General features: G+C 68.2%; 15 protein-coding genes. 8 read left to right on the forward strand and 7 right to left on the reverse strand.

Translation table 11 applies throughout. The features are described 5' to 3' along the window. From DDQ50_RS11130 to DDQ50_RS11140, 3 genes are all read left to right on the forward strand, one after another. A complete protein-coding gene (locus DDQ50_RS11130) occupies positions 1-582 on the forward strand; it encodes a dienelactone hydrolase family protein (RefSeq protein WP_205663622.1) in 582 nt (193 codons plus the stop codon). A 9-nt stretch (positions 583-591) separates the two neighbouring features. Then, positions 592-1464 (forward strand): alanyl-tRNA editing protein, encoded by an 873-nt coding sequence (locus tag DDQ50_RS11135; protein WP_116756799.1) that lies wholly within the window; start codon positions 592-594, stop codon positions 1462-1464. 266 nt (positions 1465-1730) lie between these two features. Continuing rightward, the gene (locus DDQ50_RS11140) at positions 1731-2612 is read left to right on the forward strand and encodes a hypothetical protein (RefSeq protein ID WP_116757405.1); all 882 of its coding nucleotides are present in this window, start codon (positions 1731-1733) and stop codon (positions 2610-2612) included. Positions 2613-2628: 16 nt separating this feature from the next. Here the strand turns inward: DDQ50_RS11140 and DDQ50_RS11145 are convergent, their stop codons facing one another. Together DDQ50_RS11145 and DDQ50_RS11150 are read right to left on the reverse strand one after the other, a co-directional pair. Next, on the reverse strand, positions 2629-4065 hold the full coding sequence (locus DDQ50_RS11145) for a signal peptidase I (protein ID WP_116756800.1): 1437 nt from the start codon (positions 4063-4065) through the stop codon (positions 2629-2631). A gap of 96 nt (positions 4066-4161) precedes the next feature. After that, positions 4162-4767 (reverse strand): TasA family protein, encoded by a 606-nt coding sequence (locus tag DDQ50_RS11150; protein WP_116756801.1) that lies wholly within the window; start codon positions 4765-4767, stop codon positions 4162-4164. A gap of 195 nt (positions 4768-4962) precedes the next feature. On the opposite strand from DDQ50_RS11150, the gene DDQ50_RS11155 reads away from it, so the two are divergent. Beyond that, entirely contained in the window at positions 4963-5433 is a 471-nt protein-coding gene (locus DDQ50_RS11155) for a MarR family winged helix-turn-helix transcriptional regulator (RefSeq protein WP_116756802.1), read from the forward strand. A 105-nt stretch (positions 5434-5538) separates the two neighbouring features. Here the strand turns inward: DDQ50_RS11155 and DDQ50_RS11160 are convergent, their stop codons facing one another. Then, positions 5539-5763: a DUF7455 domain-containing protein gene (locus DDQ50_RS11160; RefSeq protein WP_116756803.1), complete on the reverse strand. Its 225-nt coding sequence runs from the start codon at positions 5761-5763 to the stop codon at positions 5539-5541. Positions 5764-5974: 211 nt separating this feature from the next. Between DDQ50_RS11160 and DDQ50_RS11165 the strand changes: the two genes are divergently transcribed. Beyond that, positions 5975-8074: a DNA gyrase/topoisomerase IV subunit B gene (locus tag DDQ50_RS11165; protein WP_116756804.1), complete on the forward strand. Its 2100-nt coding sequence runs from the start codon at positions 5975-5977 to the stop codon at positions 8072-8074. 10 nt (positions 8075-8084) lie between these two features. Here DDQ50_RS11165 and DDQ50_RS11170 read toward each other — a convergent pair whose 3' ends face one another. Beyond that, a complete protein-coding gene (locus DDQ50_RS11170; RefSeq protein WP_116756805.1) occupies positions 8085-8540 on the reverse strand; it encodes an Lrp/AsnC family transcriptional regulator in 456 nt (151 codons plus the stop codon). Positions 8541-8651: 111 nt separating this feature from the next. On the opposite strand from DDQ50_RS11170, the gene DDQ50_RS11175 reads away from it, so the two are divergent. Together DDQ50_RS11175 and DDQ50_RS11180 are read left to right on the forward strand one after the other, a co-directional pair. Further along, positions 8652-9125 carry a DUF2000 domain-containing protein gene (locus DDQ50_RS11175; protein ID WP_116757406.1) on the forward strand — a complete coding sequence of 158 codons (474 nt, stop codon included), beginning with the start codon at positions 8652-8654 and terminating at the stop codon, positions 9123-9125. 52 nt (positions 9126-9177) lie between these two features. After that, a complete protein-coding gene (locus DDQ50_RS11180; RefSeq protein WP_116756806.1) occupies positions 9178-9588 on the forward strand; it encodes a VOC family protein in 411 nt (136 codons plus the stop codon). Between the two features lie 10 nt (positions 9589-9598). Here the strand turns inward: DDQ50_RS11180 and DDQ50_RS11185 are convergent, their stop codons facing one another. Then, positions 9599-12058, reverse strand: coding sequence for a DNA gyrase/topoisomerase IV subunit A (locus DDQ50_RS11185; protein WP_240614348.1), 2460 nt, complete (start codon positions 12056-12058; stop codon positions 9599-9601). Between the two features lie 182 nt (positions 12059-12240). On the opposite strand from DDQ50_RS11185, the gene DDQ50_RS11190 reads away from it, so the two are divergent. Further along, positions 12241-13380, forward strand: a complete 1140-nt coding sequence (locus tag DDQ50_RS11190) for an alkaline phosphatase family protein (protein ID WP_338065154.1) — start codon at positions 12241-12243, stop codon at positions 13378-13380. Between the two features lie 37 nt (positions 13381-13417). Here the strand turns inward: DDQ50_RS11190 and DDQ50_RS11195 are convergent, their stop codons facing one another. Both DDQ50_RS11195 and sepH read right to left on the reverse strand, forming a co-directional pair. Further along, complete coding sequence (locus tag DDQ50_RS11195) at positions 13418-14704, reverse strand: FAD-dependent oxidoreductase (RefSeq protein ID WP_116756808.1); 1287 nt, start codon at positions 14702-14704, stop codon at positions 13418-13420. After that, a complete protein-coding gene (sepH, locus tag DDQ50_RS11200; RefSeq protein ID WP_116756809.1) occupies positions 14691-15827 on the reverse strand; it encodes a septation protein SepH in 1137 nt (378 codons plus the stop codon). The genes DDQ50_RS11195 and sepH overlap by 14 nt, the downstream gene beginning before the upstream one ends. Between the last annotated feature and the right edge of the window lie 109 nt (positions 15828-15936).

Raw genomic sequence — 15936 nt, forward strand, 5'->3', positions numbered from 1 at the left:
GTGTCGAGCGTCGCGATCTTCCACTCGGTGCTCGGCGTCCGCCAGGGCGTCACCGATCTGGCCTCCCTGTTCGAGTCGAACGGGCATCGGGTCGTCGTCGTCGACCAGTACGAGGGTCGGATCTTCGACGACTACGAAACCGCGAGCGGGTACGTCGACGAGGTGGGCTTCCCGGCTCTCATGCGCGTGGCGCTCGACGCGGTCGCCGATCTCGATGACGGGTTCTTCGTCGCCGGATTCTCGAACGGCGCGGGTATGGCGCAGCATGTCGCGCTCAACCGGAGGACCGCCGGGGCGCTGCTGCTGAGCGGTGCGATGCCGATCCAGTACCTCGGTGCCGAGACCTGGCCGCAGGCCACGCCGGTCCAGATCCACTTCACCCTGGGCGACCCGTTCCATGACGACGACGGACCCGAGCAGTTCGCGCAGCAGGTGCTCGCCTCGAGGGCGTCGCTGGAGTTCTACGAATACCCGGGCTCGGGGCATCTGTTCACCGACCCGTCGCTGCCGGGGGAGTACGACGCCCGCGGGGCCGCCCTCGTCGCCGCCCGCTCTCTGCGCTTCGTCGACGACAGCGATTAGCGTGGTGGGGTGACGCTACCCCGCACCGACACGCTCGTCGACTATCCGGCCGGAGCCGTCGAGAGCTCCAGCACGGTCGTCCATGCCGCAGCTCACGGAGACCGCACCGTCGTCCTGCTCGATCGGACCGCAGCCCACGCCGTGGACTCCGCCTGGCCCGATCAAGGTCCCGACCTGGGCGTGCTCGTCGTCCGCGATGTCGAGGTGCCGATCCTCGATGTGGTGGTGGGCGCGACGGATGGCACCGGCCTGTTCCTCGGGACCGACGTCCCTGTCCGCAAGGGGACAGACGGATGGGCCTTCGTCGTCGCTCACCTCGTCGACGCGGCGGCCGAGGTGGTCGAAGGCGATGAGGTGCAGGTCGTCGTAGACGCGGCGTACCGCGGGGCGCTGTCGGCCGGTCACACGGCCTGCCACCTCGCGTCGCTCGCGCTCAACCGCGCCCTGGCGAACGCCTGGTCGAAGGAGGTCGCCGTCGACGCGCTCGGGCAGCCGAACTTCGACGCCCTCGCCGTCGAGACGACGGCGATCCTCGAATACGGTTCCCGCGACGAATACCGGATCGGCAAGTCGCTTCGCCGGAAGGGCTTCGATGTCGGATCGCTCGACGCTCTCGCGTCGCTCGAGGCCGAGGTGAACGAGACCCTCACCTGGTGGCTCGACACGGGAGTCGACGTCCGAATCGATCGCGACGGGGGCGGCCTGACCGATCGGCGCTACTGGGTGTGCGAGCTGCCGGAGGGCGAGGCCCGCATCCCGTGCGGCGGTACCCACGTCTCGTCGCTCAGCGCGCTTGGAGGCATCTCCGTGTCGCTCGAGCTCGCTCAGCTCGAGGGCGCGCTCGGTCTCACGATGCTGACGACCGCCCTTCCCGGCTCCTGATCGAACCGGCACCGCCCGCCCGGTGAGCCCGTCGAAACGCTGGCTGGCACCGCCCGTTGAGCCCGTCGAAACGAAGGCCGGGCGTCGCCCGTTGAGCCCGTCGAAACGCAGGCTGGGCACCGCCCGTTGAGCCCGTCGAAACGCAGGCTGGGCACCGCCCGTTGAGCCCGTCGAAACGCAGGCTGGGCACCGCCCGTTGAGCCCGTCGAAACGAAGACACCGGCGTCCCGTCAGATCCGGTGCCGCACCTGCGGGATGATGGGGTGGTGCCTGATCTCGGTCTTCTCTTCGACGTCGACGGTCCACTCGCGAGTCCTGACTCCCGCACCGTGGCCGTGCCCAGCATCCTCACCGACCTGGTGACCCTCGCCCGCGGAGGTGTCCCGATCGCGTTCATCACCGGGCGGTCCGATGTCTTCATCCGCTCGCAGGTCGTCGAGCCGCTCTTCGCGACCGGTCTCGCTGACGCTTTGCGGCAGGGTGGGGCGGGAATGTTCGCCGTCTTCGAGAAAGGCGGCGCTTGGGCCGAGATAACCCCCGAGGGAATGCCGGAGGCGACGGTCGACGAATCCGTCGCGTTCCCGGACGACGTGGTTCGCGGAATCGAGGCCCTGGTCGCTGACGGTTTCGCCGACACGATGTTCTTCGACGACACCAAGCGGGCGATGATCTCGATCGAGGCGCGCACCGATGTCGACCGCGCCGCCTATCACGCGGCGCAGGGACCCTTCGAGGCGGCGGCGTTCGATCTGATCGCCGGGCGCGGTCTCGGAATCCGGATGGGCGACGAGCTGCGCCCCGACGCAGACGGCGCCGTGTCGTTCCGTGTCGAGCCGACGATCATCTCGACCGACATCGAGTCGATCACCCTCGATAAGGACCGCGGTGCCGAACGCGCGCTCGCCTACTTCGCGTCCTTCGGTGATCTGCCGACGCGGTGGCGGACCGTCGGCGACTCGCGCAGCGACTACCTGATGGCCGATCACCTGCACACTGAGGGCTACGACGTCGCGCATGTCGACGTCCGGCCGAGCGACGGCGTGCTCGAGCGGCCGTATCCGATCGTCACCGTCGGGGACCTGATCCACGACGAGGCCGGAGCCGCATTCCTCGCCCACTGGGTCGAGGAGCTCGGACTCGCCCGCTGAGTTCCCTCTGGAGGGATCAGCGGCCCGCGGCGTAGTGCGCGGCGACCTTGGCGGCAGTGAGGGCTGTCGTGTAGGCAGCGGTTCCGTCGACGGTGCCGGCGAAGAAGTTGCTCGTCGGCGCACTGGGCCATCCGCTGAGCGTGTCACCGCCGACCCGCCAGTACCCGGTCAGAGAACGCGCTGCGGTGACCGACGAGTTCGTGGCCACCTGCGTGCCGTCGATGTAGAGGATCATTCCCGCCGAAGACAGCGTCGCCGTCGCGAGGTGCCAAGCGCCGTCGTTGTACGAGATCGGGCTGGTGATCGCGGTCCTGGTTCCGGTCGGCTGAACACCGAACGAGATCTTGCCGGCGTTCGTCATGTAGAGGTGACGATCGGCGTTGCTCGAGGTGCCGGTCTGCGCGTTTCCGAAGCCGATGATGCGGCCGCCCGAGGCGGTGGTGGTCTTGAACCAGGCCTCGATCGTGAACGTGTTGGTCCCGGCGACGCTGTTCGGCGTGCTGACGTAACCGGTGCTGCCGTCGAGGGTGAGCGCCGGCGTGGCGCCCGCAACGCAGCTGCCGGCAACCCGCGTGGTTGTTCCGCGGAGCGTTCCGGTACGGGCGTTGCCTGAGGTGTCGGTCACGGAGGTGCCCGTGGTCTCGGCGTAGCGGTAGTAGAAGTACGGGCTGTCGGGCGCTGCGGGCGTGAGGCAGTCGTACGCTGCGGCGGCCGACAGAGCGGATGACGGGTTGGGGCTCGCGGCCGAGAAGGCGGCGCTTGCGGGCGCCGACGTGAGTGTCGTGAGTCCGATGCCCGCGAGGATGACTCCGACCACTGCGCCAACGGTACCCACGAGGACGAAGGGTCGGCGGTTCGGGGCCGTCCGCGGGCGGCGGCTCGCGACCGCAGCACGCGACCGCAGGCGGAAGAGAGCCGGCGTGGTCGGGTCCATCTTGACCATCAGGAAGAGAAGGGCGCCGACGGCGGCGGCCGCGACGAGCGGAAGCGGCTGAGCGTCGCGCAGCCAGACGACGGGCAGGCCGACGTAGGGGATGCGGAGGACTCCAGCGCCGACGACGTCGGCCGGGTCGACGTGCGACGAGTCAGGCTCGGGGTTGGCGTCGCCCTTGAGGACGAGCATTCCCTTGTCGTCCGTCGACGCGAAGCGGTGCAGACGCAGCCGGCCTTCGTGGTCGGGATCCTTCACGAGCAGGATCTGACCGACCTTGAGGTCCGTACCGGCCAGGGGCATCGAGACGATGACGTCTCCGGTGCGGACGTTCGGGGCCATCGAGTCGCTCATCACGGTGGTCGGGGCCCAGCCCCAGGTCGCGGGGATCGCGGCCCAGAGCAGCATGCTCGCTGCCGCGAGGAGGATTCCTCGGGCAAGGGATGAGATGGTCGCGGCGACGGGCGCCGGAAGACGACGAGGTCGGCGAGGTGCCGCGTCGTCCATGTTGTTGGTGATCATTGGTTCCTCCCCTTCCTCGTCGTCATTCCATTGCGTCTGTCACGCGTTGTGTTGCCCGACCGATCGATATCCCCCTCGATCGGCCGGACGCTCGGGTCAGCTGTTCTGGGTCTCCCAGGTGAAGCCGAGGGCGGCGGTGCCGCCCTGAGTCGTGTTCGGCGCCGCGGCGTCGACGGTATAGGTGATCTGGTAGGTGCGCGTCTCGGTCGCGGTTCCGGTGGGCGCCCAGTTGCCGAGACCATTCGAGTAACCCGTGTGCGAGGTGCCGAAGGCGGCGAGCGTGCCGTTGTAGAGCGACGATCCCGACGAGAGGGCGGTGAAGCCGGTGCAGGATCCGAACGATCCTCCGGTGCCCTGGACGACGGAGAGGTTGATGCTCGAGCTCAGCGCGTTCGTGGTCGCAGCAGCCGTGCCGTAGAGCTTCACAGCCGAGGGCAGCGAGCCCGACGAGCTGACGACGATGCACTTGGTGCCGGTCGAGCCGGGCTTGAGGTTGCTCGCGGTGAAGAGCGCGGTGGTCGAGTCGTCGTCGGAGAGCGAGACGGTGCCGGCAGCCCAATTGCTGGTCGGGTTGGTCGTGGTCGCCGAGAAGGCCGAGTACGAGGCACCCGCGATGGTCAGGCCGCTGAGCACGAGGGCCGCGGGAATCGCGCCCCACTTGATGACCTGCGAGACGCGGAGAGCGTTGATGGTGACAGACATGATTTGCTCCAGTTCGAAATTTCAACCGCCCCCCAATGAGCCGGCCTGCGCCCCGTTTCCCCCGGGCGCAGAGATAAACTATGAACAAGAAGCTTGGTTGTCAAGATAAAAGATCAAGAAGTTTCTTTTTTTTTCGTCTTCTTGGTAGTTGATGTAATATAGAAGTATCAATTGGCCCACAAATAGGGGACATCAATGCCAGAAGATATGCCGAACGGTGGCGACGACGTCGATTCCGTCATCCCATCCGACTTCGCGGGTCCCATGATGGCGGCCGCGGATTTCTCGGACGCGCTCGACATCATCAAGCACAACCACGCCGTCGCCATGGGGGTGGCCGTGCCCGAGATGATGGCGATGAGCTACATCCTCCAGTCGGGGTCCACGACGCCCAAGGCTCTGGCGAACTACCTGCGGATGTCGACCGGCGCGGTCACCGCGCTTCTCGACCGGCTCGAGACCATCGGGGCCGTGCTCCGCAAGCCGAACCCGAACGATCGGCGCAGCACCCTGGTCGAACTCACGGAGACCGGATCCACCTCCATCTCGGGGGACTGGAGGGACTTCGAGGAACGACTCAGCTCCGTGGCTAAATCGCGCACGAAGATGGAGCTCGAGATCATCACGAGCTTCCTCCTCGACTTCTCGCAGGCGCTCCGGCGCTGAATCGCTTTCCGTGAAACGACGAAGGGCCCGTCCCGATCATCTAGATCGGGACGGGCCCTTCGTTCTTCGAACCGTCAGTGGCTCGATTCGCCCGAGGGCGGAGAGTCAGCTGCGCTGGTCGCCCAGCAGCTTGCTCGACTCGTCGTGCCAGCTGCGCGCGACGCTCTCGAGCTTGTCCTGGTACTTCTTGCCGTGGTGAGCGCAGAACAGCAGCTCACCACTGCCGAGTTCGACTCGGATGTAAGCCTGTGCGCCGCAGCTGTCGCAGCGGTCGAGAGCGGTCAGCTCATAGGTGGGAGCGTCAAGGGCGTCAGTTGCGGTGTTCGACATGTGCTGCTCCTCTAGCGGTGTGGGTCTCACTGAAGTTGAACAATGAAACCACGCGTTTGTTCCGTGTTCGCCCAGTGTCGCGCCGTTTCGCTCTACGCGTAGAAGATCGTTACACGAATGCCGCACGGCGTTCACACGTGCCGGGGGGAGCGGAAGGGCTTCCCGGCGTGGGCCGGTCGTGGTGTCTGCGCGGGCGGTTAACCTTGCACGCGTGGCAGCACAGGATTACTCGGCTCGGCATCTCTCCGTCCTCGAAGGGCTCGAGGCGGTGCGCAAGCGACCCGGCATGTACATCGGCTCCACCGATTCGCGCGGGCTCATGCACTGCCTGTGGGAGGTCATCGACAACTCCGTCGACGAGGCTCTGGCGGGCAACGGCAGTGCCATCACCGTGCTGCTGCACAAGGACGGCAGTGTCGAGGTCGGCGACAAGGGTCGCGGCATCCCCGTCGACATCGAACCCAAGACCGGGCTGACCGGGGTCGAGGTCGTGTTCACCAAGCTGCACGCCGGCGGCAAGTTCGGCAGCGGATCGTATGCCGCCTCCGGTGGACTGCACGGTGTGGGCGCCTCGGTCGTCAATGCGCTCTCCGAGCGGCTCGACGTCGAGGTCGACCGCGGCGGCAAGACCTATGCGATGTCGTTCCACCGGGGTGAGCCCGGCAACTTCGCCGACGGGGCCGGAGTCACGGGGGAGTCGTCGAAGAGTCCCACCTCCGCCTTCTCGCCGTTCGTCTCGGGCAGCGAGCTGGCCGTCGTCGGAAAGGTCGCCAAGGGCGTCACCGGCACCCGGGTCCGGTACTGGGCCGACCGTCAGATCTTCTCGCCCGAGGCGACCTTCTCCCTCGAGGATCTGGTCACGCGTGCGCGCCAGACGGCGTTCCTCGTTCCCGGGCTCGCCATCGAGATCCGGGATGAGCGCGGCGACGAGCCGGTCGAGCAGCGCTTCCACTACGAGGGGGGAATCGGCGAGTACGCCGACTTCCTCGCGCCGGATGAGCCCGTCACCGAGACCTGGCGCGTCGTCGGCTCCGGCACCTTCACCGAGACCGTTCCGGTTCTGCAGGAGAACGGCCACATGGTGCCCACCGAGGTCGAACGCACCTGCGAGGTCGACATCGCCCTGCGCTGGGGGACCGGATACGACACGACCCTCCGCAGCTACGTCAACATCATCGCGACCCCCAAGGGCGGCAGTCACCAGGCGGGCTTCGAGACCGGCCTGCTGAAGGTGCTCCGCACCCAGGTCGAGGCGAACGCGCGACGACTGAAGGTGGGGACCGACAAGCTCGAGAAGGACGATGTGCTCGCCGGGCTCACGGCGGTGCTCACCGTCAGGCTCCCCGAGCCGCAGTTCGAGGGTCAGACCAAGGAGGTCCTCGGCACCCCCGCTGCCCGTGCGATCGTCTCCAACGTCCTCACCAAGGCCCTCACCGACCGCTTCGTCTCGACGAAGCGCGAGGACAAGACCCAGTCCGGCATCGTGCTCGACAAGGTCGTCGCCGAGATGAAGGCCCGCATCTCCGCGCGCGCCCACAAGGAGACGCAGCGTCGCAAGAACGCGCTCGAGTCGTCGTCGCTGCCCACCAAGCTCGTCGACTGCCGCAGCAATGACGTCGCCCACAGCGAGCTGTTCATTGTCGAGGGCGACTCCGCTCTCGGAACAGCGAAGCTCGCCCGCGACAGCGAATACCAGGCCCTCCTGCCGATCCGGGGCAAGATCCTCAACGTTCAGAAGGCCTCCATCGCGGACATGCTGAGCAACAGCGAGTGCGCGTCGATCCTGCAGGTGATCGGAGCCGGGTCCGGTCGGTCGTTCGACCTCAGCATGGCCCGCTACGGCAAGGTCATCCTGATGAGCGACGCCGATGTCGACGGCGCGCACATCCGCACCCTGCTGCTGACCCTGTTCTTCCGCTACATGCGTCCGCTCATCGAGGACGGCCGGGTCTTCGCGGCCGTGCCGCCGCTCCACCGGGTGGTCGTGATGAACCCGGGCAGCAAGCCCAACGACATCCTCTACACGTACTCCGAGAAGGAGTTGCACGGTCTGCTGTCGCAGCTCGAGAAGCAGAAGAAGCGCTACCAGGATCCGATCCAGCGCTACAAGGGCCTCGGCGAGATGGATGCCGACCAGCTGGCCTCGACCACGATGGACCGCAAGCACCGCATGCTGCGCCGGGTCCGGGTCGCCGACGCCGCCTCGGCCGAGAAGGTGTTCGAGCTGCTCATGGGCAACGACGTCGCGCCGCGCAAGGAGTTCATCATCGAGGGGTCCGACCGCCTCGACAAGGAGCGCATCGACGCCTGACCTCGCCGAGTCAGTCGGCGGGGCTGATCACGGCTGGTCGCACGTGCTCGTAGACGACGCTCGTGCGCACGTCGGCGACCTCGGGACGCTCGGTCAGCCGGTCGATGACGAACGAGTAGAGCTCGTCGTTGTCTGCGACCGCGACGTGCAGCAGGAAGTCCTCGTTGCCGGTGACGACGAACACGCCGAGGGTCTCGGTCAGGTTCGATGCCCACGTCCGGAACGCGTCGATGTTCTCCCTCGAAGGAGGACGGATCCTCACTGCGATCAGCGCCTGGACCGCGCGGCCGATCGCCGCGAGGTCGACCTCGAGACGGGCGCCGCGGATGACCCCTCGACGATGCAGTGCCTTCGTCCGGTCGAGCGCCGTGGTCGGCGAGACGCCCACCGACGCGGCGATGTCGCGGTTGGTTCGTCGTGCATCGCGTTGCAGTTCCCGCAGGATCGCCTTATCAAGTGCGTCCATTCCCGTTCCTTTCGGCATTGAGAAGTACTAAGTACGGCGCAGGTCGGCGAGAGTCGATCGCCGGATTACCGTGGACGCAGTATCGCGTACTTGGAACCGGAGGTGGTCGCTGTGGCCGATGATGTCATGTTCGGATTCGATCCCGGGGAGATCGACACGAGCGCACCCACCCGGTCGGCTCGACTGAAATGGGTGATCGTCGTCGACGACGCGCTCTCCGTCGGTCGGCAGTCGAATGCCGTTGCCTGCGTGGCCGCTGCCACCCAGGCCGGAGTGAGCGGCCTCCTCGGTCCCGACGCGGTCGACGCGGACGGTGCACGTCACCCGGGCCTTCCGTGGGCGGGGTGCACGATCCTCGGGGCGGGCACGGAGCGGATGACGACGGTGCTCGCTCGGGCGTCGACACGGCCCGAGGTCTTCGTCGCCGATATGGCGGGCGCGGCACAGGAGACCCGCGTCTACGACGAGTACCTGGAGACGGTCGGGCGAACCCCGAGCTCCGAACTGGGCGTCCGCGCGGTGAGCCTCGTCGGGCCCAGGAAAGCGGTGGACAAGATCATCGGGGGACTCTCGCTACTCGCCTGAGTCAGGTCTACGGTGTCCACATACGCATGGTCTCGACCAGGAAGGTGCTCCGATGTCCGTCATCCTCACCCCGTATCTGAACTTCCGCGACACCGCCCGCGAGGCGATCGAGTTCTACCATTCGGTCTTTGGCGGAGACCTGACGATCAGCACGTTCGGCGAGATGGGCATGGGTCAGGATCCGTCCGAGTCGGACAAGGTCATGCATTCGATGCTGACCGCGCCGAACGGTCTCGTCCTGATGGCGGCGGACACCCCTGACCGGATGGACTACACGCCCGGCACCAACTTCTCGGTGTCGTTGAGCGGCGACGACACCGAGACCCTGACGCGTTACTGGGAGTCGCTGTCCGATGGCGCGACAATTGTGGAGCCGCTGTCGAAGGCGCCGTGGGGTGACAGTTTCGGAATGCTGAACGACCGGTTCGGCATCAGTTGGCTGGTCAACATCTCGGGCTCGTGAGCAGCGGCCCTCACGCGTTGAGGGCGGCGCCGATCGAGGCGACGATGCCGTCTAGCGGGATGCCCGATGCATCCCGTCGCGCACCGGGGTCGGGCAGCGCGACAGCTCCGCCTTCGGCGGTGACGGCGTAGGCCGGATCCGCGCCAACCCAGGCCAGGGCGAGCGAGTCCTCTCCCTTGAGGAAGGTGTGCGCACGCACTCCACCGGTCGCTCGACCCTTGCCGGGGAAGTCGACGAACAGGGACACCTTCGCCTTGCCCGGGTCGGTGCCCGGGAGCGCGCCGATCGTCGTCGACACGGTGGCCACGACCGCGTGCTCGGGCTTGGCGACGGCACCGAAGAAGACGACCTCGGCTCCCGTCGACAGATTGATGCCGGCCATACCTCCGGCGGCGACGCCCTGGGGGCGGACCGCCGAGGCCTGGAAGTGCAGCAACTGCGCATCGCTGCTCACGAAGACGAGCTCGGCGTCATCCGTGGACTGCACGACGCCGACCACCTCGTCGCCCTTCTTGAGCGAGATCACCTCGAAGTCGGGCTTCGTCGGGTAGCCGCCCGCGGTCACCCGCTTGACGGTCCCGCCCTTGGTGCCGAGCGCGATGGGCTCCTCGCTCGTCAGCGAGACCAGCCCGAGGACGCGTTCACCCTTGGCCAGGCCCACGTAATCGCCGATCCTGGCACCCGCCCCCAGCTGCACCGAGTTGGTGGGCACCGCCGGGAGGTCGACGGGCGTGAACCGGACGAGGCGTCCCGTGTTGGTCACGGCACCGAGTTCGCCTCGGCTCGTGCCGCGCACCTGCGACCGGATCGCATCGTGTCTGCTGCGCCGAGCGGGTCGTTCGAGCTCCTCGTCGGCGGGCATGTCGACCCGCACCGCGCGTCCCGTCGTCGAGAGCACCACCGTGCACGGCACATCGGCGATCTCGAGCGACACCGTGGACTTCTTGCCGCGCGTGCTGCCTGCCAGCGATGGGGCCGCCTCGGTGAGCAGGGTGCGCCGGGGGGTCCCGTACTTCTCGGCCGTCGCGTCGAGCTCATCGCCGACCAGCTCGCGGATGCGCTGTTCGCTGCCGAGCAGCTCCTCGAGGTAGGCGATCTCGGCGCGGAGCTCGTCGCGCTCGGTCTCGAGTTCGATGCGCGAGAACCGGGTGAGGCGGCGCAGCCGGAGCTCGAGGATGTACTCCGCCTGGACCTGGTCGAGGTCGAAGATGTCGATGAGTCGGGTGCGAGCGGTCTCGGAGTCATCGCTCGTGCGGATGACCTGGATGACCTCGTCGATGTCGAGGATCGCGGTGAGCAGTCCCTCGACGAGGTGCAGACGTTCGCGGCGCCGGGCGAGACGGTAGCTGGTGCGACGGGTGACCACCTCGACGCGGTGCTTGATGTAGACCTGCAGCAGTTCGAGCAGACCGAGGGTGCGGGGTCCGCCGTCGACGAGGGCGACGTTGTTGATGCCCATCGACTCCTCGAGCGGCGTGAGGCGGTAGAGCTGCTCGAGCACGGCCTCAGGACTGAAACCTGTCTTGATGCCGATGACGAGGCGGAGACCGTTCTTCCGGTCGGTGAGGTCGTTGACGTCCGAGATCCCCTGGATCTTCTTCGACTGGACGCCGTCCTTGATCTTCTCGATGACCCGCTCGGGACCGACGAGATAGGGCAGCTCGGTGACGACGAGTCCGGACTTGCGCGGGGTGATGTTCTCGATCGAGACCCGCGCGCGGGTGCGGAAGCTTCCGCGACCCGTCGCATAGGCGTCTCGGATGCCGTCGAGACCTGAGATGGTGCCGCCGGTGGGCAGATCGGGACCCGGGATGAAGCGCATGATGTCGTCGAGGGTCGCCGCGGGGTTCTCGATCAGGTGGCGAGCTCCGGCCACGACCTCGATGAGGTTGTGCGGTGCCATGTTGGTGGCCATGCCCACGGCGATACCGCTCGCGCCGTTGACGAGCAGGTTCGGGAACGCGGCAGGCAGCACCTCGGGCTGGGTCAGTTGGTTGTCGTAGTTCGGCACGAAGTCGACGACGTCCTCGTCGAGGTTCTCGACCATGGCCATGGCGGCGGGCGCGAGCCGGGCCTCGGTGTACCGGGAGGCGGCGGGGCCGTCGTCGAGGGAGCCGAAGTTGCCGTGCCCGTCGATCAGGGGGAGTCGCATCACGAACGGCTGCGCCAGGCGCACCATCGCGTCGTAGATCGCCGAGTCGCCGTGCGGGTGCAGCTTGCCCATGACCTCGCCGACCACGCGTGCCGACTTGACGTGGCCGCGGTCGGGCCGCAGGCCCATGTCGGCCATCTGGTAAAGGATCCGGCGCTGCACCGGCTTCAGTCCGTCCCGGGCGTCGGGGAGTGCTCGCGAGTAGATGACGGAGTAGGCGTACTCGAGGAACGAACCCTGCATCTCGACCGAGACGTCGATGTCCTCGATGCGCTCGACGATCGCGTCGGCGTCGGGGGTGCGGCCGTCGGGGCTCACCGGACGCTCCGGGCGGGGCGGGGGGAGGTGAGGGCTTGCTGGGGCACGGCGGTACTCGCGGCCTTCCTGATCTCGGGGGAAGCGGGCGGCTCGTCTGGCGACTGCCCGGTGTCTGGGGCCGGTGGGCGCGCGGCCCGTCCGGTGTCGGGGCCGCGCCAAGGCGCTGTGAGAGACTGGCCCCGATGCCCATCATGGTACCCACGGGTCTCGGCGATGGCCCCCATCTGGCCGCGGTTCTCACCAGTTCGCTCGCCGCGATGCGCTCGGAGCAGAACGAGCTGCGGCTGCCGCCCGCGCGTTCGTTCGTGGTCGTGCTGGTCGACGGGCTCGGCATGTCGAGTCTTCGGGCACGATCGGGCCATGCTCGCGTCCTCTCCTCGGCCATCGGCAAATGGTCGACGGCCCGCACGGGCGGCCCCACCACGACGGCGGCTGCGATCACCTCGCTGACGACAGGTGCCGCTCCCGGCCGGCACGGTGTCGTCGGCTACTCGGTCCTCGACCCCGCCACCGACAGACTTGTGAATCAGCTCAGCGGCTGGGGCGGCACCGTCGATCCGGCCGTCTGGCAGCGCTGTCCGACGCTGTTCGAGACAGCGGATGTCCGCTCCGTGGTGGTCGGCGGGCGTCGCTACTCGGATTCCGGATTCACCGCCGCCGCGCTGCGAGGGGCGGAGTACGTGCCCGTCGACGGCATCGCGGAGAGGTTCGGGGCGGCGGCGGAGTTGACGAGCTCAGCCGATCCGACGGTCGTCTACCTCTACGTCCCCGAGCTCGATATGGCGGCGCACGCCGGCGGAACGCAGTCCGACCGATATCTCGCGGGCCTCGAGGCCGTCGACGCCGCCGTCGCTTCGGGCGATCGGGCTCTCGCGCCGGGAGTGGGGATGCTGGTCACAGCCGACCACGGAATGGTCGATGTGTCGGCCGATCGGCATGTGCTGATCGACGAACGCCCCGGGCTCGTCGACGGCGTCCGGCACGTGGGAGGCGACCCTCGCCTGCTGCACCTGTACCTCGAGCCCGACCTCCCCCTTCACGCAGCGGAGGGGCTCGCGGAGCGCTGGCGTGATGCGGAAGGGCATCGAGCTTGGGTCTTCACCCGCGCGGAAGCCGTGGCGGCGGGTGTCTTCGGCCCCGTCGACGACGAGGTGCTCCCGCGGATCGGCGACATCCTCGTCGGCGCACGCGAGCCGATCGCCTACTACGATGCGCGAACGGCGAGCGCGTCGTCGCGGGCGATGGTCGGTCAGCACGGCTCCTTCACGGCGGCGGAGCGCGAAGTGCCTCTTCTGCGGTTCGGGGCGGCGCGGCGCGGGTGATCCCGCACCCTCGCGAGGCTGCGCCCTCCCGGTCCGGTCAGGGAACCGCCGGTGGGATCCGCTCGGGGCGGATTCCGTAGAGCAGCAGTCGCACGATGAGTCGGGCGACCAGGCCGTTGTTCCTGAGGTCGGCGGCGAGCAGGAAGGGCAGCCGCACGGTGCCGTTCGTCAGCACACGGTCGATGACGCGTGCCTGGGCGGTCCTCTGAATCCTCTGCACCAGCACTGCCGGGGGAAGTCGACGTCGCTGGACCCGCGCGAGCGGGCGCGGGTTCAGGGTGCGGCGGAATCGAGACGGATCGTCCTGAGCCCGCAGGAGGACGGGCGCGAGGATCCGCGCCGCGGCGACCGCATCCTGAACCGCCAGGTTGATGCCGACACCGCCGATCGGCGACATCGTGTGCGCCGCGTCGCCGATGGCGAGCACGCCCGGCGAGTACCACCGCTGCAGCCGGCTCAGTCCCACCTCGAGCATCTTGACGTCGTCCCAGTCGACAGCGGCGACGCGATCGACCAGGAACGGCAGCAGCGCGACGAGACGCGTGCGGAGCACGTCGATCCCGCGTGCGCGCACCGCAGCGAACGACCCCTTCGGGATCAGGTAGGCCAGCTGCCAGTAGTCGCCCCGATCGATCGCAACGGCGAGGTCGCCGCTGCCGAGCACCCCTCGCAGGCCCGCCCCGTCGGAGTCGCGACGCGGGAGCCGCAGCCAGAGCACGTCCATGGGAGCGCCCAGGTCGATCAGCGGCGAGTCGACGGCGCTCCTGATGGTGGAGCGGCGGCCGTCGGCCGCCACCGTCAGCACCGCCGGGAGTTCGTGGTCGCCCGCCTCATCGCGGTAGCGGACACCGGTCACCGCTCCTGTCCTCGCAGAGCGGAGGACTCCTGTGCATTCCGCGCCCAGCCGGAGATCGAAGCCGGGGTAGTGCGAGGCGTGCTCGGTGAGGAGGTCGAGGAAGTCCCATTGCGGCGCGAGTGCGATCGACCGGAACCGCGCCCAGGGTGCGGCGCCGGCGATCCTCGCATTCAGGATGACGCTGTCGGCCGTGCCCATGGTGACGCTGTCGACCCTGCCGCGCACGATGCGTTCGAACGCGGCGGTCAGCCCGAGCTCGTCGAGGATGCCCTGGGTCGTGGGGTGGACGGTGTCACCACGGAAGTCGCGCAGGAAGTCGAGGTGCTTCTCGAGGACGGTGACACGGATGCCGGATCGGGCCAGGAGCAGCCCCAGCATGATCCCCGCCGGTCCGCCGCCCGCGATGACGCAGGTCGTCCCCTCGTTCCGGGGATCAACCGGTGTCGGAGTCGGCTCAGGCCTCGTCATCGGGTCGCGCGCCGAAGACGATCTCGTCCCAGCTCGGCATCGAGGTGCGCCCGCGGCGCGCGGGGCGCACCGGCATCGTCTCGGACGACGGCGACTGCCTCTCGGGCGCGGCGACCTGGGTGCGACGTTCCGCGACCTTGCGCTCGGGCGCCCGACGTTCGGGCTGCGGTTCGCGCTCGGCGGTCTTGGGGCGGTCGAGGAGCCGGATCGAGGCCGTCGTGGTGGCCGACTTCTCCTCCTGCGGCGACTCGTCGAATCCGGCGGCCTCGCGTTCGCCGCGCCGACGGCGCAGGGCCTCGAGCAGGTCGGCGGTGCCGCCGTGCTCGGACGACGACGACTCGGGAGTGACGGAGATGGCGCCGGTCCTCGCCTCCATGACCCGACCGCGGCCGTAGGCGATGGGTTCGAGGTGGGGGGCGGGAGCCGCCTCCGACGCCGCGGGAGTCTCGGCCGGCGCCGAGGGGGGCATCTCAGGGAGCTCGAAGACGGCCGAGTCGAAGCGCGATGCATCGCGGGTCGCGAGATCGTTCGGGAGGGCGCGCAGACGGGGGAGCAGCTGCCCTCCGATCTCGGACTGCTGGGACAGCGCGATCGCCTCGGCGTTGAGGGGGGCGAGCGTCAGCTTCTTCGGATCGAAGCGCCACCGCGCGTCGTGGTCGATGGAGTCGGCGGTGAAGGACAGCTTGAGCACCCAGCCGCCCGACTGCTCCTTCCAGCTGACCCAGAGCGTGCCCCGAGCGGAGAGCTGCGCGAGCCTCTCCCCGATGACGGCTCCGAAAGTGGGGTGAGGCCCATCGACCTCGCCGTCGGGCAGCGTGTTGACCGTTACGCCGAGAGCGGATTCGACCACGTACTCGCGCTCGGCGAGAACGGGACCCTCGTAGCGCTGGATGTAGTCGAGGGGCGCACCCGTGAGCGACGCGACCTCCTCGGCCGACAGGCCGGCCCGGATGTGGGTCTGGATCTCGCGCGGCGAGAGCTTGCGGGAAGAACCGCTGGCTGCGGCGCCATCGCGCAGCCGGAGCCTGATCTGGTCGTCGATCTCGATGTGGAATTGGGTGCCGTGCGCATCCGTCGCGACGACTCCGCTGCCTTCGATCGCGACGGCTCTCAGAGTGTGCATGCCGCTTGTCCCCTCGCGTTAACCAGTGGCCCAAGGATGCCACCGAGACGACTTCTATCCGCGGAATACCCTGGGCGCGCCGGAAGTTCCATGAACGGCAGTAAAGAAG

The sequence above is a fragment of the Amnibacterium flavum genome, from assembly GCF_003097495.1.
GTDB lineage: Bacteria > Actinomycetota > Actinomycetes > Actinomycetales > Microbacteriaceae > Naasia > Naasia flava.

Coding starts and splice junctions, on each gene's coding strand:
- DDQ50_RS11145 (WP_116756800.1), bottom strand. CDS start 4,065: ATGATCACCAACAACATGGACGACGCGGCACCTCGCCGACCTCGTCGT.
- DDQ50_RS11150 (WP_116756801.1), bottom strand. CDS start 4,767: ATGTCTGTCACCATCAACGCTCTCCGCGTCTCGCAGGTCATCAAGTGG.
- DDQ50_RS11155 (WP_116756802.1), top strand. CDS start 4,963: ATGCCAGAAGATATGCCGAACGGTGGCGACGACGTCGATTCCGTCATC.
- DDQ50_RS11160 (WP_116756803.1), bottom strand. CDS start 5,763: ATGTCGAACACCGCAACTGACGCCCTTGACGCTCCCACCTATGAGCTG.
- DDQ50_RS11170 (WP_116756805.1), bottom strand. CDS start 8,540: ATGGACGCACTTGATAAGGCGATCCTGCGGGAACTGCAACGCGATGCA.
- DDQ50_RS11180 (WP_116756806.1), top strand. CDS start 9,178: ATGTCCGTCATCCTCACCCCGTATCTGAACTTCCGCGACACCGCCCGC.
- DDQ50_RS11190 (WP_338065154.1), top strand. CDS start 12,241: ATGCCCATCATGGTACCCACGGGTCTCGGCGATGGCCCCCATCTGGCC.
- DDQ50_RS11195 (WP_116756808.1), bottom strand. CDS start 14,704: ATGACGAGGCCTGAGCCGACTCCGACACCGGTTGATCCCCGGAACGAG.
- sepH (WP_116756809.1), bottom strand. CDS start 15,827: ATGCACACTCTGAGAGCCGTCGCGATCGAAGGCAGCGGAGTCGTCGCG.